This window comes from Sphingobium sp. HDIP04 (genome assembly GCF_000445085.1).
Lineage (GTDB): Bacteria > Pseudomonadota > Alphaproteobacteria > Sphingomonadales > Sphingomonadaceae > Sphingobium > Sphingobium indicum.
In genome coordinates this window covers 18,418-43,007 of record NZ_ATDO01000059.1, presented here as the reverse complement: position 1 = coordinate 43,007, position 24,590 = coordinate 18,418, and the positions used below count along the sequence as shown (strand labels likewise).

The following is a 24,590-nucleotide window of genomic DNA, read 5'->3' as shown; positions in this document are numbered from 1 at the left end:
GCTGTCCTTTGAAGGGCTGGAAAAGAAGGTGCGGCTCTGCCAATGCGACTAGCCATGAACGGCCACCGCAAGCAACGAATAAGCGACGCCTTCGGCGCGGCGGCGGGGCATTATGACGATCATGCCGGGCCGCAGCGGCTGGCCGCCGCGCTGGTGGCCGATCTAGCGCAGCGGCAAAGGCCCGATGGCGTCGGCCGGATATTGGAGATCGGTTGCGGCACGGGCTTCCTGACGCGCCACATCCAGGCGCGCTGGCCGGGCGCCGAACTGGTGGTGACGGATCTTTCGCCCGACATGCTGGCCCGCGCCGCCACGGGCGGACTGGTCGCGGGCACCTTCCTGGCGATGGATGGGGAAGCGCCGATCTTCGAGGGCGAATGGTTCGACCTCATCCTTTCCAGCCTGGCCTTTCAATGGTTCGACGATCTGGAAAGCGCGGTTGCGCGGCTGGCGGGATTGCTCCGACCGGGGGGCAGCCTGCTTTTCTCGACCATGGGGCAGGGCAGCTTCGCCCGCTGGCGTTCGGCCCATCGGGCCGCCGGGTTGAGCGCCGGCATCCCCGACTATCCTTCGCTGCAAGCATTGCGATCGATACTGGCGCGCCATGACGACGCCTTCGCTTTCGACGAGGAATATGCCCTGCCATGCGGCGGCGCGAGGGGACTGATCGCCCATCTCAAGGGCATCGGCGCCGTGGTGCCGGGCGAGGGGCGAAAGCCGCTTCCTCCCCGCGACCTGCGCCGCGTCATGGCGGCTTTCGAAGAGGGCGGCGGCGACGACGTCTATCAGATATTGTTCGGGCGGGTGACGCGCGCGCCGGTCAGGTCTGGCGGCCGTCCGCCCCTAAGGACGCCACCAGCGCCTTGAGCGCGGGCGCTTCCCGCAGCCCTGCCGCCCGCGCGCCATAGAGAAATCCGACAGTCCGCCGCTCGCCGAAATCCTTGAGCGCGACCCGCGCCATGCCGGGCCAGCGATAGCTGTCCGGCATGACCGTGATGCCCAGCCCCGCCGCGACCATCTGCATCACGCGCTCGTCATTGGTCGAGCGCAAGGCGAAATGCGGGCGGACGCCGCGATCGACGAAATAGCGGCTGGTGGCGGAGAGCGCCTCGCAATGGCGGCGCACGATCATCGTTTCGGAGGCGAGTTCTTCGGCCGCCACCATGGCCCGTCCCGCCAACGGATGGTCGGCGGCCATGGCGATGCCATAGCCTTCCTCTATGATCGATTGCGTCGGGAAACGGTCCGCGCCCGGCCTGATCAGGGTGAGCGCCACGTCGATCCGCTCCGCGTCCAACCGCCCCAGCAACTCGCGCTCGCTGCCGGGAACGATCTCGATCCGGCCTTCCCTGGGCATGGCGCCGTCCGCAATGGCGCGGGCGACCAACTCCCCCGCAATGCTCAGCAGCACGCCGATGCGCAGCACGGGGGCCTGCTCCGCCTTTTCCCCCGCCATTTCGGCCAGGTTGAATTCGCGCTCGATCCGCCTGGCATGGGTCAGCAGCCGCGCCCCCGCCTCGGTCAGTTCCACCCGCTGGTTGCTCCGCAGGAACAGCGGCGCGCCGACCGCCTGCTCCAGCTTGGATATGCCCACCGACAGCGTGGGCTGCGACACTAGGCAATGCGCGGCGGCGCGGGAGAAATTGCCCTGGTCGACGACGGCCAGGAAATAGCGCAGCAGATAGCGTTCGATCATAGACAGAAACTATACATTATCCCGCGCCGTTTCAATTTTTCCTGAACGCCGTCGCGCGTTAGGATGCGCGCCAAGGAGAGTTCGCCATGCCCGACTTCGATTTCGCCCTGGGCGAGAATGCGGAGATGATCCGCGACACGACGGCCCGCTTCGCCGCCGACCGCATCGCCCCGCTGGCGGCGGAGATCGACGCAAAGGATTGGTTCCCCCGCGAGCTGTGGCCCGAAATGGGCGCGCTCGGCCTGCACGGCGTCACCGTGGAGGAGGCGGACGGGGGCCTTGGCCTTGGCTATCTGGAACATGTGGTCGCGCAGGAGGAGGTGGCGCGGGCGTCCGCCTCCATAGGTCTCAGCTATGGCGCGCACTCCAATCTCTGCGTCAACCAGATCCGCCGCTGGGCCACGCCGGAACAGAAGGCGCGCTACCTCCCCAAACTCATTTCCGGCGAACATGTCGGATCGCTCGCCATGTCGGAGGCGGGCGCGGGGTCGGACGTCGTCTCGATGAAGCTGCGCGCCGAAAAGCGGGGCGACCGCTATATCCTCAACGGCGCGAAATTCTGGATCACCAACGCCCCCTATGCCGACACGCTGGTCGTCTACGCCAAGACGGGCGAGGGCGCGCGCGGCATCACCGCCTTCCTGATCGAAAAGGGGTTCAAGGGCTTCTCCATCGGCCAGAAGATCGACAAGGTCGGCATGCGCGGATCGCCCACCGCCGAACTGGTCTTCGACGATTGCGAAGTGCCGGAGGAAAATATCATGGGGCCCCTCAACGGCGGCGTCGGCGTGCTGATGTCGGGCCTCGACTATGAGCGGGCGGTGCTCTCCGGCATCCAACTCGGCATCATGCAGGCCTGCCTCGACGTGGTGCTGCCCTATGTGCGCGAACGCAGGCAGTTCGGCCAGCCCATCGGCGCCTTCCAGTTGATGCAGGCCAAGGTGGCGGACATGTATGTCGCGCTCAATAGTGCGCGGGCCTATGTCTATGCGGTGGCGCAGGCCTGCGACCGGGGGAAAACAACCCGCTTCGACGCGGCGGGCGCGATCCTGCTGGCCAGCGAGAATGCGATGAAGGTTGCGCTGGAGGCGGTGCAGGCGTTGGGCGGCGCGGGCTATACGAAGGACTGGCCGGTCGAACGCTATATGCGCGACGCCAAGCTGCTCGACATCGGCGCGGGCACGAACGAAATTCGCCGCATGCTGATCGGCCGCGAACTGATCGGCGCGTGAATGTGGCCCTGACCTTGCCCAAGCCTGTTACGTGTTCCTGCGAAGGCAGGAACCCAGTTCAGACGGCGGGACTAGGCTCCTGCCTCCGCAGGAGCACGCTGCACTCTCAGGACCGTCCCACGAACAGGAAACCCACCGCCGCCATGATGCACAGGAAAGCGGCCAGATGGCGCCAGTGCAGCGGTTCGCCCAGCACCGTCACCATGAACCCGCCGAAGACGATCAGCGCGATGGCCTCCTGCGCGATCTTGAGCTGGCCCGCGCTCCATCCGCTGGCGAAGCCTATGCGGTTGGCGGGCACGGCGAAGCAATATTCGACGAAGGCGATGCCCCAACTGATCAGGATGACGGCGAACAGGGGTTTGTTCATCCCGCCCTTCAGGTGCCAATACCAGGCGGCGGTCATGAACAGGTTGGAAATGGTGAGGAGCAGGATGGTCGGCATGGATGGCCCTGGATATGCAACCGTGGGGCAGGGGAGCGCAAGGGCATGAGTGCGCCTGTTCTCGATACGAAGCTTTCGGCGGAGAGCGAAAGCTTCCGCGCCAACGCCGCGCATAACCGCGCCCTGCGCGACGAACTGCGCGAAAAGGTCGCCCACGCCGCGCTCGGCGGCAGCGAGGCGGCGCGGGCCAAGCATGTCGCCCGCGGCAAGCTGCTCCCCCGCGACCGGGTGGAGCGGCTGCTCGATCCGGGCAGTCCGTTTCTGGAGGTGGGCCAACTCACCGCCAACGGCATGTATCATGGCGAAGTGCCCGGCGCGGGCATGATCGCGGGCATCGGCCGCGTGTCGGGCCGGCAGGTGATGATCGCCTGCAACGACGCCACGGTAAAGGGCGGCACCTATTATCCGCTGACCGTGAAGAAACATCTGCGCGCCCAGGAAATCGCGATGGAGAACCGCCTCCCCTGCGTCTATCTGGTCGACAGCGGCGGCGCGAACCTGCCCAACCAGGCGGAGGTCTTCCCGGACCGCGAGCATTTCGGCCGCATCTTCTACAATCAGGCGCAGATGTCGGCGCGGGGCATCCCCCAGATCGCCTGCGTCATGGGAAGCTGCACGGCGGGCGGCGCCTATGTGCCCGCCATGTCGGACGAAACGGTGATCGTGCGCAACCAGGGCACGATCTTCCTGGCCGGCCCCCCGCTGGTGCAGGCTGCGACGGGCGAAGTCATCTCCGCCGAAGACCTTGGCGGCGCGGAGGTCCACGGCCGCCGCTCCGGCGTGGTCGATCATGTCGCGGAAAATGACGAACATGCGCTGACCATCGTGCGCGACATCGTCTCGACGCTCCAGCCCGCGCCGCAAATCGACCTCAACCTGCGCGAACCGAACCCGCCGAGATACGACCCCGAAGAACTGTACGGCATCATCCCGCAGGACGTCCGCGCCCCCTATGACGTGCGCGAAGTGATCGCCCGCATCGTCGACGGCAGCGAATTTCACGAGTTCAAGGCGCTCTACGGCACCACGCTCGTCTGCGGCTTCGCCCATATCTGGGGCATGCCCGTCGCGATCCTGGCCAATAACGGCGTGCTGTTCAGCGAAAGCGCGCAAAAGGGCGCGCATTTCATCGAACTGGCCTGCCAGCGGCGCATTCCGCTGCTGTTCCTCCAGAATATCTCCGGCTTCATGGTCGGCGGCAAATATGAGGCGGAGGGGATCGCGAAGCATGGCGCGAAGCTGGTGACCGCGGTCGCGACAGCCGGCGTGCCCAAGATCACGGTGCTGATCGGCGGCAGCTTCGGCGCGGGCAATTACGGCATGTGCGGCCGCGCCTACAGCCCGCGCTTCCTCTTCACCTGGCCCAACAGCCGCATCTCCGTGATGGGCGGCGAACAGGCGGCGAGCGTGCTGGCGACCGTCCACCGCGACGCCGCCAAATGGACGCCGCAGGAAGCCGAAGCCTTCAAGACCCCGATCCGCCAGAAATATGAGGATGAGGGCAATCCCTATTACGCCACCGCCCGCCTGTGGGACGATGGCGTGATCGACCCCGCCCAGACCCGCGACGTGCTGGGCCTCGCCTTCGCCGCCACGCTCAACGCTCCAGTAGAGGAGGCGCCCCGCTTCGGGGTGTTCCGCATGTGAGGGGAGGGGACGAAATACCTCCCCGGAACGGGGAGGGGGACCGTGCGCAGCACGGTGGAGGGGTGTTCTCGGCAACGACTGAAGCCATCCGCATGGCACGCAAGGAACGCCGCAGCGGCAATCTACCGGAAGTCGTCCTGTGGCGCGCCCTGAAGGCACGCCCCGGCGGTTTCAAATTCCGGCGCCAGCATCCGATAGACCGCTACAGTCTCGACTTTGCCTGTCTTTCGGCACGACTGGCTATCGAAGTCGACGGCGAAGTCCATTCACGCGGCCATCGGCCCGCCCGCGATCAGGACCGGGATGCTGCATTGGAACGGCTGGGCTTTCACACCCTCCGCATTCCTGCCCGCGATATCCTCCAGAATCCGGACAATGTCGTCAAGGCGATCACAGCCGCCTGTGTTGCGCGCCAGCCCCTCCACCAGCCTGCGGCTGGTCCCCCTCCCCATATTGGGGAGGTATTTGGGAGTCTCTCATGATCCAGTCCCTGCTCATCGCCAATCGCGGCGAGATCGCCTGCCGCATCATCCGCACAGCGCGCCGCCTCGGCATCCGCACCGTCGCGGTCTATTCCGACGCCGACGCGAAGGCGCTCCACGTCCGCGAAGCCGATGAAGCCGTCCATATCGGCCCATCCCCGGCCCGCGAATCCTACCTCATCGGCGACCACATCATCGCCGCCGCGAAGGCGACGGGCGCGCAGGCCATCCACCCCGGCTACGGCTTCCTCTCCGAAAACGCCGCCTTCGCGCAGGCCGTCATCGATGCGGGCCTCATCTGGGTCGGCCCCAATCCCGCCAGCATCACCGCCATGGGCCTGAAGGACGCCGCCAAGAAGCTGATGTCCGAAGCGGGCGTCCCCGTCACCCCCGGCTATCTGGGCGAGGATCAGAGCGCGGAGCGCCTGCAATCCGAAGCCGACGCCATCGGCTATCCCGTGCTGATCAAGGCGGTCGCGGGCGGCGGCGGCAAGGGCATGCGCCGCGTCGACGCGCCGGAAGCCTTCGCCGACGCGCTCCTCTCCTGCCAGCGGGAGGCGGCCGCCAGCTTCGGCAACGACCAGGTGCTGATCGAAAAATATATCCTCTCGCCCCGCCATATCGAGGTGCAGGTGTTCGGCGACAGCCACGGCCAGGTCGTCCACCTGTTCGAACGCGACTGCTCGCTCCAGCGCCGCCACCAGAAGGTGATAGAGGAGGCTCCCGCGCCCGGCATGGATGCCGCCACCCGCGAAGCCATTTGCGGCGCGGCCGTCCGCGCCGCGCAGGCGGTGGACTATGTCGGCGCAGGCACCATAGAGTTCATCGCCGACGCCAGCGCCAAAGAAGGTGGGGGCCTGCGCGCCGACCGCATCTGGTTCATGGAGATGAACACCCGCCTCCAGGTCGAACATCCGGTGACGGAGGAAATTACCGGCGTCGACTTGGTCGAATGGCAACTCCGCGTGGCCAGCGGCGAACCCCTGCCGAAGAAGCAGGAGCAATTGTCGATCAACGGCCACGCCATAGAGGCCCGCCTCTATGCCGAAGACCCCGCCAAAGGCTTCCTGCCCAGCCCCGGCCGCATCGACCGGCTGCTGTTCGACAGCGGCGCGCGCGTGGAAACCGGCGTGGAGGCAGGCGATACCGTCAGTTCCTTCTACGACCCGATGATCGCCAAGGTCATCTGCCGCGGCCCGGATCGGGAGGCGGCGCGCACCGATCTGCTCCGCTGGCTGGACGGCAGCTTCGTCGGCCCGCTGCACACCAACAAGCCTTTTCTGCACGCCTGCCTGTCCATGGCCGACTTTGCCGAGGGCCGCCTCGACACCGGCCTGATCGAGCGGCAGGGGGAGGCACTGACCGCCGTCGACGGCCCGTCCGACCGCGTTCTCGCCGCCGCCGGACAGCGTTTCCGCAAGGACTGGACGGGCCGCGAGGACAGGGAAGGGCTGTTCGGCTTCCGCCTCAACGCAGCGCCGAAGACCCATGTCGATCTGTTCGTGGACGGCCGCCATGTCGTCGCGGACGCCGCGTCCGGCGACCTGCGCACCGACCTGCGTTCCGCCATGGAGCGCGACGGCACGATCATCGTCACCCAGGCGGGGCAAAGCTGGTTCTTCAGCCAGACCCCGCCGGTCAAGGCGGGCGGCGCCGCCGCATCCGACGGCGCGATCCTCTCCCCCATGCCGGGCCGCATCATCGCCGTCGCCGTGGCGAAGGGCGACCGGGTCGCCAAGGGCCAGAAACTGGTCACGCTGGAGGCGATGAAGATGGAACATAGCCTCACCGCGCCCTTCGACGGCGTGGTGGCGGAACTGGATGCGACCGAAGGCGGCCAGGTCAGCGAAGGTACGCTGCTGGTGCTGGTGGAACGGGGGGAAGACTGATGGCGGGCCGCTATTATGACGAATGGACCATCGGCGACCGGATTGACCATGAAATCCGCCGCACCGTGACGGAGACCGACAATCTCCTCTTCTCGACGATGACCCACAACCCCCAGCCGCTGCATCTGGATGCCGAAGCCGCGAAAGCCTCCGAATTCGGCCAGATCCTCGTCAACGGCACCTTCACCTTCGCGCTGATGGTGGGCTTGTCGGTGGGCGACACGACTTTGGGCACGCTGGTCGCCAATCTCGGCTATGACAGGCTGGTCATGCCCAAGCCCGTCTTCATCGGGGACACGATGCGGGCGGACAGCGAAGTCACCGACCTCAAGGAAAGCCGCTCCCGCCCCGAGGCGGGCATCGTGACATTCACCCATCGGCTCATGAACCAGCGGGACGAAATCGTCTGCCAATGCCTGCGCATGGCGCTGCTGAAGAAGAGGCCCGCATGAAGCTCCGCTCGCTGCTTTTCGTCCCCGCCGACCGCCCGGAACGCTTCGCCAAGGCGGCCGCCAGCGGCGCCGACGCGATCATCCTGGACCTGGAGGATTCGGTCGCCCCGGAACGCAAGGCCTATGGGCGGGACGCGATAGCGGAATGGCTGGCGTCGCCCCGTAACGGCGTGGCCTTCGTCCGCGTCAATCCGCTGGACGGTGAGCACACGGCCGCCGACCTAGCCGCCGTGCTGCCAGCATCGCCCGACGGCATCATGCTGCCCAAGGCGGAAGGGGCGGCGAGCGTCCAGGCGCTGATCGCCCTGTCCGGCGGCGCGCCCCTGCCGCCGATCCTGCCCATCGCGACCGAAACCCCCGCCGCCCTCTTCGAACTGGGCAGCTTCCGCCAGGTGCGCGACAGGCTGGCGGGGCTGACCTGGGGGGCGGAGGATCTGCCCGCATCCATCGGCGCGTCGACCTCCCGCGAGGAGGACGGGCGCTACACCGCGCCCTTCGAAATGGCGCGCAGCCTTACGCTGTTCGCCGCCCATGCCGCGGGCGTCCCCGCCATCGACACGGTCTTCCCCCGGATCGAGGCGATGGACGATCTCAAATCCTATATCGGACGTGCGCGGCGCGACGGCTTCACCGGCATGATGGCGATCCACCCGGTGCAGGTTGCCGCCATCAACGAAGGCTTCACCCCCACCGATGCGGAAATCGCGCGGGCGAGGGCGGTAATCGACGCCTTCGCCGCCAATCCCGGCGCGGGCGTGCTGAAACTGGACGGCAAGATGATCGACCGGCCCCATCTCATCCAGGCGCAGCGGGTGCTGGCCGCCGCCCAATGAAGAAGGCCCGGCATTGCGGCCGGGCCTCCTGTGCTTCCGGGCGACCTTATCGGTAGCGGCCCTTTTCGTAGGTCGAACCGCCAGCCCCGCTGAAACGGGCCTGGGCGTCATCGTCCTGCGATCCGAACAGGGCCTGCTGCTCCCGCTCGGTACGCCATGCGGTCTGCGCCTGTTCCGCGGTCTTTTCCAGCGTCACCTTCTGCGCATCCACCGACCGGATCCAGGATGACGGGATCGAATGATGGACGCCGCCCGCCTCCTGGTCGTTCTTGGTCAGGATGATGCGGTCGCCGCGCAGCTTGTCGACCGTGCCGACATGTTCGCCGTCGCTGCCGACGACTTCCATATGCTCGCGCACCTGCTGGACCGCCTGACGCTGCTCGCCGCGGCGCGTGCGCCAACTGCCGAACTCATTGTTGAAGCGTTCGCGGTTTTCGCGCTGATATTCGGCATAGTCGCGGTCCAGTTCGTCGATCCGCTGCTGGCGCCAGGCATGGTAATTGGCGTCGTGATGCTCGCCATAATCATGGTTCGGGCCATAGGCGCGCACGCGATAGCCATGATCCTCGCTGCCGAAGCCGCTGCGTTCGCCGGTATAGGGCGCGTAGCCGCGATTGGGCAGGTAGCGGCCCGTATTGGCGGCGGAGGCATAGCCGATCCGGCTGCTCTGGTCCCGCGGATCGCCATAGGGGCGGTTGTAATAATCGTCATATTCGCGGCGGCGCTCCGCCTCCTCATCGCCGAACCAGCTCCGGATCTCGTCACCGGCGCGGTCGAGGAAGCCCCGTTCGTCCGGATCATAATCATCCGCCGGACGCCGGTTGCCCGACCCGCCATATCCCGATCCCGGCCCGCCGAACTGGCCGCGCGTGCCATATCGATAGCTGCGATCGTCCCGCCAGTCGCGCCGCGCACGGTAACGGTCGGAATCCCGGTCCCAGTCCGTCCAGTTACGATCGCCGTCACCATAGCGACGTCCGCCTTGGTAACCCATTGTCCGTCTCCTTGTCTGCTTTTGCGTCTGCTTCTGCACGACGTCCCTCGAGATGCCGTCACCGCACCAATGAGCATGCCGCCGCATCGTTCCGGGCGTTACGCAGGAGTAATGTCCCGCCTTTGCCCCGGCAGACCGGCCGCGCCGGACGATGGAGGGCGGCTCCGTTTTTTGCGCAAAAAGACCGTTGCATGGCCGCAATCCGTCGCTTATAGGCAGCGCTCCTTAACGGGGCCGTAGCTCAGCTGGGAGAGCGCGTCGTTCGCAATGACGAGGTCAGGGGTTCGATCCCCCTCGGCTCCACCATTTTCCAGACAAGTCCTGGATTCCTACCCGACAGGCAGGCATTCGGGGATTTTTCGTCCATCTGCCGCATCGGTGCCGATGCGCAGGCGTGGAAGCCATGTCCGCGCCGCCACATGTCGCTGGACGGGCGAAGCCGATCTGCCGGGCAAGCGCGGCAGGTCAAAGCGGAAAGGACTTCGCGCCGATGGAAAGGCCGTCTCAAACGGCGCTTTCCGTCCGTTCAGGCGTCCGCAATCGTCGGATCCGCCGCGCTCATGCGTCGAAGTCGGCTTCGGTGAGGGCACGGACCTGATCGAGGTCGACGCCGGGCGCGCATTCGATCAGGCGGAAGCGGGCGCTTCGGTCGGCGCGCGCAAAGACGGCCAGGTCGGTTATCAGCATGTCGACCACCGCCGATCCCGTCAGGGGAAGGGTGCAGCTCTTGCGGAACTTGGGCGTGCCGTCCCGCGAGACATGGTCCATCAGCACGATGATGCGCCGGACGCCCGCTACCAGGTCCATTGCGCCTCCCATGCCCTTCACCATCTTGCCGGGGATCATCCAGTTGGCGATGTCTCCATTTTCCGCGACCTCCATCGCGCCCAGGACCGAAAGGTCGATATGGCCGCCGCGGATCATGCCGAAACTGTCGGCCGATGACACATAGCTGGTGCCGGCGAGTTCGGTGATCGTCTCCTTCCCCGCGTTGATGATGTCGGCGTCGACATGCGCGGCATCGGGATAGGGGCCAAGGCCCAGCATGCCGTTTTCCGACTGCAGCGTCACGTCCATGCCTGCGGGAATATTGTCGGCGACCAGGGTCGGAATGCCGATGCCCAGATTGACGTAGAAACCGTCGCGCAGTTCGCGCGCGGCGCGGGCGGCCATGTCGTTGCGGGTCCAGGGCATGTCAAACCTCCTTGCGCACGATGCGCTTTTCGATGCGCTTCTCGTTCCGTTCGGCAATGATCAGGCGCTGCACGAAAATGCCGGGCGTGTGGACATGGTCGGGATCCATCGCGCCGGCGGGAAGCAACTCCTCGACCTCCGCGACCGTGACGCGGCTGGACGTCGCCACCATCGGGTTGAAGTTGCGCGCCGTCTTGCGATAGACGAGATTGCCCTTCTCGTCCCCGCGCCATGCCTTGACGATGGCAAGGTCGGCCGTCAGCCCGGTCTCCAGGATATAGCGCTCGCCGCCGAATATCTTTTCTTCCTTGCCCTGCGCCACGATCGTCCCGACGCCCGTCCGCGTGTAGAAGCCGGCGATCCCCGCGCCGCCCGCGCGCAGCCGCTCCGCCAGCGTGCCCTGCGGATTGAATTCCAGTTCCAGGGCTCCGGTCAGATATTGGCGTTCGAACTCCTTATTCTCCCCGACATAGGAGGAGATCATCTTGCGTACCTGCCGGCTCTGCAACAGCAGGCCCAGGCCGAAATCGTCGACGCCCGCATTGTTCGAAATGACGGTAAGATCCTTGACGCCGCTGCGGCGGATCTCGTCGATCAGCGTTTCGGGAATGCCGCAGAGGCCGAAGCCGCCCGCCGCGATGGTCATTCCGTCGAAAAGCAGGCCCGAAAGAGCCTCGCTGGCCGTGTCGTGAAATTTTCTCGCCATGTCGTTGGACTCGCATGCTGCTGAGGTGGGGCCGCTATCGGCGGCGGCGATATGTGGGCGTCGGAATGCGGGGCGGCGATCGCGGGCGCCGTCTTGCCGCTAGGCACTCCCGGCCAAAGCATGTATGGAACATGATTGTAGAACAATCAAGAGGGGTCCTATGGAGGCCGGTTTGGAGTTTGAGCCTGCTGGCACGGCGCGCAAGGTGGTCCTGGGCATATTGGCCGGGCTGGACGAGCGGCAACTCGTCCCCGGCCAGCGGCTTGCGGAAACGGACCTCGCGCTTCGCTATGACGTCGGCCGTAACGCGGTGCGGGAGGCCATGCAGCATCTGTCGGTGCGCGGGATCATCGAACTGGAGGCCAATCGGTCGCCCTCGATCCGGAAGCTCGACCTGGCCGAGAGCATGGAGGTGCTCGACGTCGCGGAGGCGATGACGGCGCTCGCCGCCCGCACCGCGGCCGGCCGATATGTGGAGCGCCTGCACGGGAAGCCCCTGCGCGACGTGCTGAAGCGCCTCGACATGGCGGCGGCCGACCGGGAGGAGGGGGCCTTCAACACGGCGCGGCGTCAATTTTATCGCGTGCTGCTGCGGATCGGCGACAATCGCGAGTTGCGCAGGCTCTTTCCATCCGTGGGCATGCACATCATCCACGTTCAATATTCGATGCCCGAACTCCAGAAGGTCCGGCGCCGCGACTATGCCGATATGGCGGCCGCCGTCATGAAGAAGGATGCGGCGCTGGCGGAGGCGGTGGCCCGCCGGCACGTCGACAATGTCCGCGGCGCCATCGCCGATTGGCATGCGCAGCGGAGCGACGGCCATATGGGGGCGCGCTGATCATGCCCAAACCGGAAGGCTGGCGGCTCGACCCCGGCAATTACCCGGTGCGCGGAGACTTCCAGACGCGGTTCCAGGACCTGGACGTCAATGGCCACATCAACAATGTCGCCTTCGCCGCGCTGTTCGAGGGCGGCCGCGTCATGCTGAACCGGCAGGTCGGCGCCCTGGCCAACCGGCCGTCGAACGAGCGCACTGTGGTTGGCGACCTCCACATAAGCTATCTGGGCGAGGGCAATTTTCCCGATCTCGTCCATATCGCGTCGGGCTTCGGCCGCCTTGGCCGCACGAGCTGGACGATCCATCAGGCGATGTTCCAGAACGGCCGCATCATCGCGACTTGCGATACGGTCATCATATGCCGCACGGACGGGCAGGCAAAGCCGCTGCGCGACGAACTGAGGGCCGATCTGACCGCAAGGATGGCGAAGCAGGCATAGGGTTTTCAAGGCGGCCGTGGAGGTCCGACAAGCCCCGGAAGCGCGGCTCCCTGGTCTCCATCCGATTTTAGGGAGACTAACGTTCATCCGCCCTGCGGAAAACGGCCGCCGGAACGTTGAAGGGCGCGCCGCCGCCATTGATCCCGATGTAACGGCAATGCTCTCGGCGGAAGCGGGAAGGGGCTTCGTCAGGCTGGCAGCGAAGATCGCGCCATGGGCGCGGCAGGCAATGGGCGGCGGCTCCTTTGCCCTGCTTTCATGCGCAATGTTAATTTAATATATCGTCGAAATCTCTTTGACAGTTTCGATATATGAAACTATAAACGATAGAAAGTTCATTTTATGGATGAACGCCAAGGCATTTTTTGCGCATTGCCGCCGAAGGTCGGCGCGGCGCCGGTTTTCCGTCTGGAAATGCGCGTGGCCGCCTTGGGGCCAGGGAATAATGTATAAAGGGGAAGTGGGAGATGGACATGACTGAAAGGGCGAATCTTCATTTGCGGGGCAGGCTGGTCTTTGCGGCGGCATCGGCCGCGATTGCACTGGTGGGCGCCATGCCGGCCCATGCGCAGTCGGACGCCGTTCCGGGCGGCGCCGATGCCCCCAGGGATTCAAGCCAGGACATCGTCGTCACCGCGCAGAAGCGCGCGTCGCGCCTGTCGGACGTTCCCGCCGCGATCTCGGCCTTCAGCGGCCAATATATCCAGGAGCGCGGCGTCAGCGACTTCGAAGGGATCGTGGAGCAGACGCCCGGCGTCAGCATCACGTCCGACTTCGGGGGCAGCGCGTCCAAAGTGATTTCGGTTCGCGGCCTGGGCGGCAGCGACGATTATCGCCCGAACGGCAGTTCGTCGGCGGCGCTGCATATCGATGACGTCTACCAGACGTCCAATCTCTTCCTCTCGCTTCCCTTTTTCGACGTGGAGCGCGTGGAGGTGCTGAAGGGGCCGCAGGGCACGCTCTACGGCCGCAACAGCACGGCGGGCGTGATCAACGTGCTCACGCGCGATCCGGGCAAGGATCTCGACGGCTATGTGACGGCCGAACTGGGCAGTTACGAACGCTATCGCATCGAAGGCGCGGTCGGCGGTGCGATCACGCAGGATATTTCCGCCCGCATCGCCGTCCTGCGCGAATGGGGCGGCGGTTACATGAACGGCAAGGGCGCCGGCTCGCTCGCCGGCACGCGGGTCTTCGCGGGCACGCCGGTGGTTCCCGATCCGGGCGCTCGCAGCGGATGGGGCGACCGCGACATGCTGGCCCTGCGCGGCACGCTGCTCTGGACCATGCCCACTGGCGGCAAGTTGAAGCTCAAGGCCTTCATGAGCCGCGACAAGGGCGAGAACCAGATCACCGACAGCGTCCAGGGCATCAACAACAACGGCTGGCTGGAACCCGACAACGATCCCTACACCTTCTACTCGTCCCGCTATCCGATGCGCGACATCCGGATGCATGGCGGTTCGCTGAACTATGAGCAGCCGCTGACGGATGACATCACGCTCACCACCATCCTGGGCTACCAATATGGCAAGCGCTTCGTGGAGGGGGCCACCGGCGGCCCGGCGCGCGTATTCGATTGGGATTTCAACGACCGCGTGCGGCAGAAGTCGCTGGAAGCCCGCCTGGCGGGCGACCTCGGCCCGATCGACTGGGTGGTCGGCGTCTATGCGATCAACGACAAGGTCAACTTCATGACCGATCTGGACTATACCGATGTCGCCGCGACCCGCGTCCGGACCAATTATACCCAGACGCGCAAAAGCCGCGCCGTCTTCGGCCAGGTCGAATGGCCGATCACCGACAAGTTCACCGTTACCGGCGGCCTTCGCTACACGGACGACAAGGCGCGGTTCGCCGGATCGACGATCGACCTCAATCCCTATGGCATCTCCCAGGGCGCCAGCCGCTTTCCCGCGGTGCCCGTGTTCTTCGACAACCGGGCGCACGACAATAATGTGTCGGGACGGCTGACGCTGTCCTACAAGCCGATCGAGGAGATCAAGGTCTACGCGTCCTACGGCACGGGCTACAAGGCCGGCGGCTTCGACGGATCATCGATCTTCAGCGCGGTGGAGGCGCTGCCGCTCAAGCCTGAGAACGTCAAGGCCTATGAGGCAGGCTTCAAGGTTTCGACCGCCGCCGGCTTCTATGCATCGGTCGACGGTTTCTATTACGACCTGTCGGAATTGCAGGCATTCACCATCGTTGCGCCCAACACGCCGAACGTCCGCATCAATGTCGGCAAGTCGATCCTCTACGGCGTCGATTTGCAGGTCGGACTGAGCCTGTTCGACAATGATCGGCACAGCCTCCGCCTGGAAGCGGGTGGGACGCTGCTCGACAGCAGGATCACGGAATTCCAGGGCACGCCCGCTCAGGTCGCCGCAAACCTTGGCAACGATCTTCCCGCCGCGCCGCATCGCACCGCCAACGCATCCCTGGTTCACAAGCTCCAGCTCGGCGGGGGGCTGGAGTTCACGACCACGTTCGACGCCCGTTACAAGAGCGCCGAATTCAAGCGCCTGAACAATGTCGCGACCTCCAGGGTGCCGACATATGCCCTGTTCGGATTGCGCGGGGAACTGTCGTCGGATGCGGGCTGGTCGGTATTCGCCTATGTCCGCAACCTCACTGACGAGGTGTATGCGATCGACCGCAATCTGGCGCAGCGCCTGGTCGGGTCGCCGCGGCTGTTCGGCGGCGGCGTGCGGTATGAATTCTAAGGCCCGCTCCGCTTCGCTTGCAGGGAAATCGGCGCCCTGGAATATTGTCTGAATTGGCTTTCCAATCCGTCCGGCGCCCTGTGCGCCGGGCGGCCCGGAAAGCGCCTTGGGAAGGCCGGAACATGTCGATCAAACGCATTCTGATCTTGTTGCTTGCCATTGTCGGCACGTCGGTTGCGCAGGCCGAGGACGGGAAATTCACGATCGCCGTCATTCCGGACACCCAATATTACACCGATTACCGCCATCAGACCGAGGAGGGCTTTCCCTTCGATGCGCGGGAACTCTTCTTCGACCAGATGCGCTACATCGCGGAGAACGCGGAATCGCAGGGCGGCGACATCGCCTTCGCCACGGCGCTCGGCGATGTCTGGCAACATGCCAGCCAGCGCATGACCCCGGAATATGCCGCCCAGGGGTACAAGCATATCCAGACATATCTGACCAGCCTGCCGCAAATCCATCCGGATTCCCGCGTGCTCACGGTCGAAATGCCGACGGCGCGCCGGGGATATGAGATGATTGCCGGGAAATTGCCCTTCTCGGTCGTGCCGGGCAATCACGACTATGATTCGAACTGGGCCGATTCACGCTGGCCGGAAGGCCAGGGGGGCCTGCCCAACGGCATGCTCGCCTATGGCGGGCTCAAGAACTGGACGTCCATATTCGGCGCGGACACGCCCTTCTTCAGGAAGAAGTCCTGGTATGTCGCCAGCTATAATGGCGGCGCCGACAGCGCCCAGCTCTTCGATGCGGGCGGCTACCGCTTCCTGCATATCGGGTTCGAGATGGCGCCGTCCGACGCGGTGCTGAAATGGGCGGAGGGCGTGATCAAGCGCTACCCCGGCCTGCCCACCATCGTCAGCACGCACAGCTTCCTCAACCGCGCAGGCGAAAGGCGCGAAAATCCCGCCGTGGATTTCAAGGCGGTCAATCCCGTCCACAACAATCCGCAGGACGTGTGGGACAAGTTCCTGTCGCAGAACGACCAGATCTTCCTGATGCTCAGCGGCCACCAATATGGGCAGGCCCATCGCGTCGACCTCAACAGGTTCGGGCACAAGGTCTATCAGGTGCTGTCGGACTATCAGGGGCGGCGGCAATCCTTCGTGACCGCCGCGCCCGCGCGAGCGAACGAGCGCGAGACGATCGGCGACGGATGGATGCGGCTGATGCAGTTCGACCTGTCGGGCCCGAAAGCCAGCGTGCAGGTGAAGACCATCTCCACCTATTACAAGAGCACGGCTTCCAAGCTGCCGACCTATTCGGCATTCTACAAGGAAAAGGAAAAGCCGACTGCCACGGACGAGGAGTTCATCGCGTCCGACGAATTCGCGCTGGATCTCGACGATTTCCATGCCCGCTTCGCGCCGGCGCGGTCCGCGCGCGGCGACGGGCGCAAGTGACGGGCCTGTCGAAGCGACAGTCTCCGGAAGTCATGGCGGGCGCCGGGCCGAACGCGCCGAAGAAAACGGGAAGTCGCGACCCCATGTGAAGCCAGTTTTGATGGGCGCTGCGGGGGCAATCCCGCCGCCACATCCGCGCCCCTGGCGCCGGGAGAGAAAAGTGGATGAAACCAATCAAGTTGCGACTGCTGCGGCCGCCGCCGAAGTGCGGAACAGGTCGGGCGCCCGGACGATGCTCTGGATATTGCTCCTGGTCTATATTTTCAACTTTCTCGACCGGCAGATCGTCAACATCCTGGCAGAGCCGATAGCCAGGGATCTTTCGCTGTCCGACACCCAAATCGGCTTGATGACGGGCCTGGCCTTCGCGCTTTTCTATACGGTGCTGGGTATTCCCATCGCCCGGTTCGCCGATCGCCCCACGACCAATCGCGTCGGGCTGATCTCCATCTCGCTCGCGACCTGGGCCGGGATGACGGTGCTGTGCGGCATGGCCCATAATTTCATCCAGCTCCTGCTCGCCCGCATCGGCGTCGGCATAGGGGAGGCGGGCTGCACCCCGGCGGCGCACTCGTTGATCAGCTCCACGGTCGAACCTTCGAAGCGTTCGTCGGCCATCGCCTTCTATGGCCTCGGCATTCCCATCGGCACCCTGTTCGGGCTGGCCATAGGGGGGTTCGCCAACGATCTGTGGGGATGGCGCTTCGCGTTCATGCTGGTGGGGGCTCCCGGCATCCTGATGGCCATGGCCCTGCCCTTCCTGATCCGGGACGAGCGCAGACGGCCGGCGGCCGCTCCTCCGGCGCCTGGGGCCGACCTGACCGTCGTCGGCGCCCTGCGGGAGGTGTTCGGCACGCGCACCTTCCTTCACCTCGCCATCGGGGCCTCTTTCACGGCCTTCCTCACCTATGGCAAGAATGTCTGGGCCTTGATCCTGTTTCAGCGCTCGCACGGCCTCAGCGTGGGAGAAACGGGGCTGCTGCTTGGCATTGCCATCGGCGCGGCGGGGATCGTCGGCACCTGGCTGGGCGGTTACATGGCGGACCGTTTCGGCCGCGTGGACAAGCGGCATATGCTGACCACGCCCGTGATCGGCATGGCGCTCGGCGCTCCCATTCTCTTCCTCGGCTATTGGATCGACGAATGGCATATCGCCCTCGTGCTGATCTTCATACCCACGGTGTTCAATGCATCCTATTACGGCCCGACCTTCGCCTGCCTGCACGGGCTCGTGCGGCCAGAGGCGCGGGCGATGGCCAGCGCCATACTTCTGTTCATGCAGAATCTGGTCGGGCTGGGACTGGGACCGCTGCTGTTCGGCATCTTGTCGGAAATGCTGAAGCCCGCCGTCGGGGCCGAAAGCGTGCGATATGTCCTTTATGGCGCGGCATGGCTGGGCCTGATCCCCGCCTTCTTCCTGTGGCGCGCAAGCCTGCGCCTCAATCGCGAACTGAAGTCGGGCTGAAGCCGGGAAACGGCTCCTGGAAATGCTTGCGCGGCCAGGCTCCTGCTACGCGCCGCCGGCAAGCGCCCTGATCCGGGCGGCAAGCGAAACGAGGCGCGGCCCGACATCGTTCCGCATCTCATTCTCATTGGTCCGGAAAGCCGGAACGGCGCACACCAGCGCCAGGCATTCCCCATCGGCGGTCCGCAGCAGCGGAGCCGCCACCGCCAGCGTTTCGGCCCGCCAGGACGAGGCGAAGCAGAAACCGTCCGTCTTGCAGTCCTCCACGCCCTGGTCGGCCTCCGCCTTTCCATCGGCCAGTTGCGGGGCAGTCTCCAGGGTCCGCTGGTGAAGCGCGGCGCGCTCCTCCGGCGACATGAGCGACAGGATCGCGCGGCCGATGGCGGTGCGATAGAGCGGTACGGAAAATCCTATGTCGGAAATATAGTCGGGCAGCGCCGTGTCGTCCGATCGCGTGACGTCCAGCATGATGGCGTTGAGGTCGTTCGACATGGCGATCGACACGTTGCCGCCGGCCCGCACGGCGAAATCGCGCATGAAGGGGCGCGCGATCTGCCGGATCTTGAACCGCGCCAGCAGCGGATAGGCCACGGAAAGAACCTGGGAACCCACGCGATAGGACCCGCTTTCATTGAGGCCCAGATAGCCCAGTTGGACCAGCGTGTTGGTCAGGCGCGAGACGGAGGATCGCGGCATTCCCGTCCGGGCGGAAATCTCCGAATTGCTGAGCCACGCGTCATCCGGGCGGAATGCCGCAAGAACCCGCAAGCCCCGCTCCAGCGTCGTGGCGAAGAAGGGGTCGGAATATTTGGAGGAACGCTGCCTCGTGATCGATCCCTGGTCTTCGGCCGGCACAGATTTTCCCACTTCCATCCCCTCGCGTCCGATTCGCCTGTCGGCACCCGCGCACCAGCTTCCGCAATTACACAGGAACTGGAGCGGCCAAAAGCATCCTCCTGATAGGCCATGCCGAGAAAATTTAAAAGTTCCGACATACCGACGATAATCCTTTGACAGTTTCGATATATGGAACTATTATGACTTATCATTCAAGCTAAACCGTGGGGGGAGGCGCCGGATGCAGCAGGCCTGCATCCGGCCCGGCCTGAGCCGCGGGTCGCACGAAATGGAATATTCCCAGCATGAGCATGGCGCATAACGATGTCCGGACTTCGTACGATTATATCGTGATCGGCGCTGGATCGTCGGGATGCGTCGTCGCCAGCCGGCTCAGCGAAAGCGGGGAACATTCGGTGTTGCTCGTCGAAGCGGGCGGCCCGGACACGCTGTTCTGGATGCGGGCTCCGCTGGGGACCGGGCAGATGCTGCGCCGGACCGACGTGATCTGGCCCTATGAGACGGAGGGGGTGCCAGCGCTGAACGGCCGAAGGCTGAGCTGGCCGCGGGGCAAGGTCGTCGGCGGTTCCAGCTCCGTCAACGGCACCATCTTCATCCGGGGCCTGCGCGAGGAATATGATCGCTGGCGGCAAATGGGCAATATCGGCTGGGGCTATGACGATGTCCTGCCATTCTTCAAGAAATTCGAGAATTTCAAGGGCGGAGACCCGCGCTACAGGGGGCGGGGCGGCCCGATTTCGGTGGAGCGCCTCAGGCTGGATCTGCCGGTCACCGGCGCGTTCCTGGATGCGTGCGCGCAGGCCGGCATAGCGGCCAATGCCGACTATAACGGCGCGTCGATCGAGGGGGCGAGCCCGTTGCAGTTCAACACCCGCTATGGACGGCGGCAAAGCGCCGCCGTCGGTTATCTTTCCCCGGCCATGAAGCGCAGGAACCTGCATGTCCTGGCGAACACGCGGGTCAGGAAGATCGATGTCGTCGGCGGAAGCGCCAGCGCCGTGGTCTTGCAGAACGCCGGCGGGGAACAGACTATCCGCGCCGATAGAGAGATCATCGTCAGTGCAGGCGCGATCGGTTCACCGCAGTTGCTGGAGCTTTCCGGGATCGGCAACGGGTTCATCCTCAAAGATGCCGGCATCCCTGTCGTCCACCATTTGCCCGGCGTCGGCGAGAATTTGATCGATCACCTGCAAACCCGCATCAGCCTGAAGGCCAGGAATACCGCCGGCCTGAACGAACTGGTCCGCAATTACCTGTTCCGCATGAAGGTGGGGGCGGAATGGCTGTTCCTGGGCCGGGGGCTGATGTCGACCCCGCTCGCGTCGGCGCATGCCATCGTGCGGTCCCGGCCGGATGCTCCGATGCCCGACCTGAAGCTCCAGCTTCACCATTTCAGCGGCCAGGACCGGATGGCCTACAGCAAGGATCTGGGGATCGACCCGCATCCCGGCTTGACGATAGGCGTCGTCCAATTGTCGCCGCGATCGCGCGGCCATCTCCACATATCCTCGCCCAACGCGAATGCCGCGCCCCTCATCTACCCCAACCAGTTCGAGGACGAAGAGGATGTCCGGGTTCTGACCGCGGGGATCAGGATGGCGCGGACCATCGCGTCGCAGGATGCGCTCTCCAGATTCGTCGTGACGGAATTGCGGCCCGGCGCGGCGGCTTCCTCCGATGAGGAGATCAAGGAATATATCCGGCAAAGCGGCCAGACCTCCTACCATCCGATCGGCACGTGCAAGATGGGGCGCGACGACTGGGCGGTGGTCGACGATCGGCTGCGCGTCAGGGGGGTCGACCGGCTTCGGGTCGTGGACGCCTCCATCATGCCGACCATGCCGTCCTCCAACACCAATGCGGCGGCCCTGATGATCGGGGAAAAGGGCGCCGATCTCATCCGCCGGACGGCGGCGTGAGGCAGCCCCCATCACGCATTCTCAATCCTGGAGAGGATCATTGGCAGAGATCGTTCGGCGTTGCGAGGAAGCAATATCGCTCGGCCTGAAATGGCTTGTCGAGCGCGTATCGGACAGCGGCGAGCTTGAAGGCAGCGAGTCCATATTGTTCGGCTATTACAAGGCTCTCCTGACATTGACCGTCGCCGGCCGCTATCTGGAGGCGGAACGCGTCGCGCGCAAGATAAAGCGGGACTTCTACCGGGACGGGCAGTTCGGGGGCGAGCAATATCCGGCCGCGACGGTCGGACCGATCTACCGGGATTCGTGGCTGACCTGGGGAGCCCATCTGGCCGGTCGCTACGACATGTCCGTTCCGGCGGCGAACGCCATAAGCCGGCAGCTTTGCCCGACCACGGGCGGCGTCCTAGTCGACGGACAGGGGCGGGTCGTCGATGTCGGCCTGACATGCTGCGCCCTGACGGCGCTGCTCGCCGCTGGGAGGAGCCATGACGTCGCGAAGGGAGCCGATCTGGTTCGCGCCCTTGTCGAGGACCAGCCCGAACCCAGGGAGGCGTTATATTTCCGGTGGTCGCCTGAAAGGGGATATGTGCGGCCGGCGGCGGGGGAGGATGGCAGGGGCTGGACGGTCCGGCGGTCGGAAAGCGGGCAGATATATTGGTATATCGGATATGCTCTCGCGTTGATGGCGCAGATGAACCTGCTGACGGGCGAGCGCAAATGGATAGATGCGGCGGAAAAGCTGCTGGCGTTCGTGAACGGATGCCATCCGGAAATATCTGAATCGACCTCCAACGGCAAGATCGCCTGGGGCTGCGCCGAACTGTTCGCCGTGACCGGGGACAACGGGTTCAGGGATGTTTCCGCGCGCATGACGCAATGGATATGCGATGTCCAGGCGCAGGACGGCCGCTGGTATAGATCGCCCGACCAGTCGACCCCCGTCGCGTTCGACGCCACGTTCGAGCGCGTCTTCTATCTCAGCCGGATTGCACGGGCGCTCCAGCGGTAGATAAGGGAAACAGCATCCGCGGCGCGCCGGGGATATGGGAGAATGGCCGTGATGAAGCTCAAAGACGTCTATCCGCTCTATCTCAACAACCGGGCGGCGCAGCCCAATGCCGACCTGGCGGTGACCGACAAGTTCACCGGGGAGGTCGCTTTCCGCACCGCGCTCGCGACGCCGGAGATCATTTCCGAAGCCATCGCCGGGACGGTGCGCGCAGCCGAGCCGATGGCGCGGCTGGCGAGCTTCGAACGGCGAGACATACTCGCCCATTGCGTCGCCCGCTTTCAGGAGCGCTTCGACGAACTCGCCTATGCCCTGTGCGTCGAGGCGGGCAAGCCCATCGCCGACAGCGAGGGGGAGGTCGGCCGCCTGATCGACACCTTCCGCATCGCCGCCGAGGAAGCGACCCGCAATTATGGCGAGGTCCAGCCGCTCGACATTTCGGCCCGCGCCAGGGGCTATATGGGCATGTGGAAGCGCGTGCCCATCGGCCCGTGCAGCTTCATCTCGCCGTTCAACTTCCCCCTCAACCTCGCCGCGCACAAGATCGCCCCGGCCATCGCGATCGGCTGCCCCTTCGTGATGAAGCCCGCGTCGCTGACGCCGCTGGGCGCGATCATCATGGGGGAAGTGCTCGCCGAATGCGACATATTGCCGGAGGGCGCGTTCAGCATCCTGCCCGCATCGCGAGCGGGCGCCGACCTGTTCACCACCGACGACCGGCTGAAGCTGCTCAGCTTCACGGGTTCGCCGGACGTGGGCTGGGACTTGAAGGCGCGGGCGGGCAAGAAGAAGGTCGTGCTCGAACTGGGCGGCAACGCGGCGGTCGTCGTCGACAAGGACGCGGACCTGGAGCATGCGCTGGCGCGGATCATCTTCGGCGGCTATTATCAATCGGGCCAAAGTTGCATCCATGTGCAACGCGTGATCATCCACGAGGATATTTACGACAGGTTCCGCGACATGCTCGCCGCGAAGGTCCGGACCCTGAAATCCGGCGATCCCAAGCTGCGCGACACGTTCATTGGCCCCATGATCTCGGTCAATGAGGCCGGGCGGCTGAAGGGCTGGATCGACGATGCGGTCGCGGCGGGCGCGACCCTGCTCGCAGGCGGCGGATGCGAAGGCAACATGCTGGAAGCCGCCTTGCTCGAAGACGTACCCCACGACACCGACCTTGTGCGGGAGGAGGCGTTCGGTCCGGTGGTCATCCTGTCGAAATTCGTCGACTGGAGGGCTGCGCTCGCCGAGGTCAACGACAGCAAGTTCGGGCTTCAGGCCGGGCTGTTCACGCGCGACATCCACAAGGTGCTGGAGGCGTGGGACCATCTCGACGTCGGCGGCATCGTCGTCAACGACGTGTCGAGCTACCGCGTCGACAACATGCCCTATGGCGGGGTCAAGGACAGCGGGCTGGGGCGCGAAGGCGTGCGCTTCGCCATGGAGGACATGAGCGAAATCCGCAACCTGGTGATCCGGCGAAGCTGACGCGGCCGTGGCATTCGGTTCGACGCGGTCCGATCAATCCCCGCGCTCGACGGAAGGGCCTTTACCGCCGGCGATTTCGGCGCTTATGCCGGTTCCATGACAGATATGCTTCCCACAGGCCGCGCCGCCGCGACGGTGGTCATCCTGCGCGACCGCCCCGGCGCGGACGCGGAAATCCTGATGGTGGAGCGCGCATCCAGCATGGCCTTCGCAGCGGGCGCGCTGGTCTTTCCGGGCGGCGCGGTGGATGCCGGCGACCATGCCCTGGCCGCGACGATCGCCGACGGCCTGCCGTTGGACGAAGCGGCGGCGCGGATCGCCGCCGTGCGGGAGACGCTGGAGGAAAGCGGCCTCGCCATCGCCTTCACCTCGCCGCCGGGGCCGGACCGGATCGCCGTCATGCGGCGGGCGCTGGCGGCGGGGGCGGGGCTGGGCGACATACTCGACGACCATGGGCTGGAAATCGCGCTGGATAGGCTGCTGCCCTTCGCCCGCTGGCATCCCGCGCATCTGGATCAGGCGCGGCGGGTATTCGACACCCGCTTCTACATCGCCCGGGCGCCCGAAGGACAAGTGGCGAGCGTCGATGCGACAGAGAATGTGGCGCTTTTCTGGAGCAGCGCGGCGGACATGCTGGCGCGTTGCGACCGGGGGGAGGGGCAGGTCATCTTTCCGACGCGGCGCAATCTGGAGCGGCTGGCCCGATTTGCCAGCTTCGACGATCTGGCCGCCCACGCCTTGTCGATCCCGGTCGAAACCGTGACGCCCTGGCTTGAGGAACGGGATGGAAAGCCGCATCTCTGCATCCCCGATCATCTCGGCTATCCGGTGACGGCGGAACCAATGGGGACGGTCCGGCGTGCTTGAG

Annotated in this window: 22 protein-coding genes and 1 tRNA gene; 17 read left to right on the top strand and 6 right to left on the bottom strand. The window is 65.2% G+C overall.

All coding sequences use genetic code 11. The features are described 5' to 3' along the window. Positions 1 to 54: 54 nt before the first annotated feature. Complete coding sequence (locus L286_RS30160) at positions 55 to 867, top strand: methyltransferase domain-containing protein (protein WP_020821046.1); 813 nt, start codon at positions 55 to 57, stop codon at positions 865 to 867. Here L286_RS30160 and L286_RS30155 read toward each other — a convergent pair. Beyond that, positions 821 to 1,696, bottom strand: coding sequence for a LysR family transcriptional regulator (locus L286_RS30155; RefSeq protein WP_020821047.1), 876 nt, complete (start codon positions 1,694 to 1,696; stop codon positions 821 to 823). The genes L286_RS30160 and L286_RS30155 overlap by 47 nt on opposite strands. Positions 1,697 to 1,782: 86 nt before the next feature. Here L286_RS30155 and L286_RS30150 point away from each other — a divergent pair, with 86 nt between their 5' ends. After that, the gene (locus L286_RS30150) at positions 1,783 to 2,928 is read left to right on the top strand and encodes an isovaleryl-CoA dehydrogenase (RefSeq protein ID WP_020821048.1); all 1,146 of its coding nucleotides are present in this window, start codon (positions 1,783 to 1,785) and stop codon (positions 2,926 to 2,928) included. A gap of 106 nt (positions 2,929 to 3,034) precedes the next feature. Here L286_RS30150 and L286_RS30145 read toward each other — a convergent pair whose 3' ends face one another. Further along, the gene (locus L286_RS30145) at positions 3,035 to 3,373 is read right to left on the bottom strand and encodes a DMT family protein (RefSeq protein WP_020821049.1); all 339 of its coding nucleotides are present in this window, start codon (positions 3,371 to 3,373) and stop codon (positions 3,035 to 3,037) included. Between the two features lie 45 nt (positions 3,374 to 3,418). On the opposite strand from L286_RS30145, the gene L286_RS30140 reads away from it, so the two are divergent. The 5 genes from L286_RS30140 (at position 3,419) to L286_RS30120 (ending at position 8,676) form a co-directional block, all read left to right on the top strand. Further along, on the top strand, positions 3,419 to 5,020 hold the full coding sequence (locus tag L286_RS30140; protein WP_020821050.1) for a carboxyl transferase domain-containing protein: 1,602 nt from the start codon (positions 3,419 to 3,421) through the stop codon (positions 5,018 to 5,020). A 92-nt stretch (positions 5,021 to 5,112) separates the two neighbouring features. Further along, positions 5,113 to 5,502 carry an endonuclease domain-containing protein gene (locus tag L286_RS47840; protein WP_084498504.1) on the top strand — a complete coding sequence of 130 codons (390 nt, stop codon included), beginning with the start codon at positions 5,113 to 5,115 and terminating at the stop codon, positions 5,500 to 5,502. Continuing rightward, a complete protein-coding gene (locus L286_RS30130) occupies positions 5,499 to 7,391 on the top strand; it encodes an acetyl/propionyl/methylcrotonyl-CoA carboxylase subunit alpha (protein ID WP_020821053.1) in 1,893 nt (630 codons plus the stop codon). Before L286_RS47840 ends, L286_RS30130 begins: the two co-directional genes overlap by 4 nt. Then, positions 7,391 to 7,843: a MaoC family dehydratase gene (locus L286_RS30125; RefSeq protein WP_007682761.1), complete on the top strand. Its 453-nt coding sequence runs from the start codon at positions 7,391 to 7,393 to the stop codon at positions 7,841 to 7,843. The genes L286_RS30130 and L286_RS30125 overlap by 1 nt, the downstream gene beginning before the upstream one ends. Beyond that, positions 7,840 to 8,676, top strand: a complete 837-nt coding sequence (locus L286_RS30120) for an HpcH/HpaI aldolase/citrate lyase family protein (protein ID WP_020821054.1) — start codon at positions 7,840 to 7,842, stop codon at positions 8,674 to 8,676. Before L286_RS30125 ends, L286_RS30120 begins: the two co-directional genes overlap by 4 nt. A 46-nt stretch (positions 8,677 to 8,722) precedes the next feature. Here the strand turns inward: L286_RS30120 and L286_RS30115 are convergent, their stop codons facing one another. Further along, positions 8,723 to 9,670, bottom strand: a complete 948-nt coding sequence (locus tag L286_RS30115) for a DUF2171 domain-containing protein (RefSeq protein ID WP_020821055.1) — start codon at positions 9,668 to 9,670, stop codon at positions 8,723 to 8,725. Positions 9,671 to 9,900: 230 nt separating this feature from the next. On the opposite strand from L286_RS30115, the gene L286_RS30110 reads away from it, so the two are divergent. Further along, a tRNA-Ala gene (locus L286_RS30110) sits at positions 9,901 to 9,976 on the top strand. Positions 9,977 to 10,228: 252 nt separating this feature from the next. Here L286_RS30110 and L286_RS30105 read toward each other — a convergent pair. Next, the gene (locus L286_RS30105) at positions 10,229 to 10,864 is read right to left on the bottom strand and encodes a 3-oxoacid CoA-transferase subunit B (protein ID WP_013040607.1); all 636 of its coding nucleotides are present in this window, start codon (positions 10,862 to 10,864) and stop codon (positions 10,229 to 10,231) included. Position 10,865: 1 nt separating this feature from the next. Next, positions 10,866 to 11,570 carry a CoA transferase subunit A gene (locus L286_RS30100; protein WP_020821056.1) on the bottom strand — a complete coding sequence of 235 codons (705 nt, stop codon included), beginning with the start codon at positions 11,568 to 11,570 and terminating at the stop codon, positions 10,866 to 10,868. 160 nt (positions 11,571 to 11,730) lie between these two features. Between L286_RS30100 and L286_RS30095 the strand changes: the two genes are divergently transcribed. The 5 genes from L286_RS30095 (at position 11,731) to L286_RS30075 (ending at position 18,448) form a co-directional block, all read left to right on the top strand. Then, the gene (locus L286_RS30095) at positions 11,731 to 12,411 is read left to right on the top strand and encodes a GntR family transcriptional regulator (protein ID WP_020821057.1); all 681 of its coding nucleotides are present in this window, start codon (positions 11,731 to 11,733) and stop codon (positions 12,409 to 12,411) included. Positions 12,412 to 12,413: 2 nt separating this feature from the next. After that, on the top strand, positions 12,414 to 12,851 hold the full coding sequence (locus tag L286_RS30090) for an acyl-CoA thioesterase (RefSeq protein ID WP_020821058.1): 438 nt from the start codon (positions 12,414 to 12,416) through the stop codon (positions 12,849 to 12,851). Positions 12,852 to 13,324: 473 nt separating this feature from the next. Continuing rightward, positions 13,325 to 15,577 (top strand): TonB-dependent receptor, encoded by a 2,253-nt coding sequence (locus L286_RS30085; RefSeq protein WP_233431863.1) that lies wholly within the window; start codon positions 13,325 to 13,327, stop codon positions 15,575 to 15,577. Positions 15,578 to 15,699: 122 nt separating this feature from the next. Further along, positions 15,700 to 16,983, top strand: coding sequence for a metallophosphoesterase (locus tag L286_RS30080; RefSeq protein WP_020821059.1), 1,284 nt, complete (start codon positions 15,700 to 15,702; stop codon positions 16,981 to 16,983). 160 nt (positions 16,984 to 17,143) lie between these two features. Continuing rightward, positions 17,144 to 18,448, top strand: a complete 1,305-nt coding sequence (locus L286_RS30075; protein WP_021223169.1) for a spinster family MFS transporter — start codon at positions 17,144 to 17,146, stop codon at positions 18,446 to 18,448. A 45-nt stretch (positions 18,449 to 18,493) separates the two neighbouring features. On the opposite strand, the gene L286_RS30070 is transcribed toward L286_RS30075, so the two are convergent. Then, the gene (locus L286_RS30070) at positions 18,494 to 19,303 is read right to left on the bottom strand and encodes an IclR family transcriptional regulator (protein WP_233431864.1); all 810 of its coding nucleotides are present in this window, start codon (positions 19,301 to 19,303) and stop codon (positions 18,494 to 18,496) included. A gap of 287 nt (positions 19,304 to 19,590) precedes the next feature. Here L286_RS30070 and L286_RS30065 point away from each other — a divergent pair, with 287 nt between their 5' ends. The 4 genes from L286_RS30065 (at position 19,591) to L286_RS30050 (ending at position 24,589) form a co-directional block, all read left to right on the top strand. Further along, on the top strand, positions 19,591 to 21,225 hold the full coding sequence (locus L286_RS30065; RefSeq protein WP_020821061.1) for a GMC family oxidoreductase: 1,635 nt from the start codon (positions 19,591 to 19,593) through the stop codon (positions 21,223 to 21,225). Positions 21,226 to 21,265: 40 nt separating this feature from the next. Continuing rightward, a complete protein-coding gene (locus L286_RS30060) occupies positions 21,266 to 22,237 on the top strand; it encodes a hypothetical protein (RefSeq protein WP_020821062.1) in 972 nt (323 codons plus the stop codon). A 42-nt stretch (positions 22,238 to 22,279) separates the two neighbouring features. Then, entirely contained in the window at positions 22,280 to 23,722 is a 1,443-nt protein-coding gene (locus L286_RS30055) for an aldehyde dehydrogenase family protein (protein WP_020821063.1), read from the top strand. A 105-nt stretch (positions 23,723 to 23,827) separates the two neighbouring features. Further along, complete coding sequence (locus tag L286_RS30050) at positions 23,828 to 24,589, top strand: NUDIX hydrolase (RefSeq protein WP_037493006.1); 762 nt, start codon at positions 23,828 to 23,830, stop codon at positions 24,587 to 24,589. The last annotated feature ends 1 nt before the right edge of the window (position 24,590 follow it).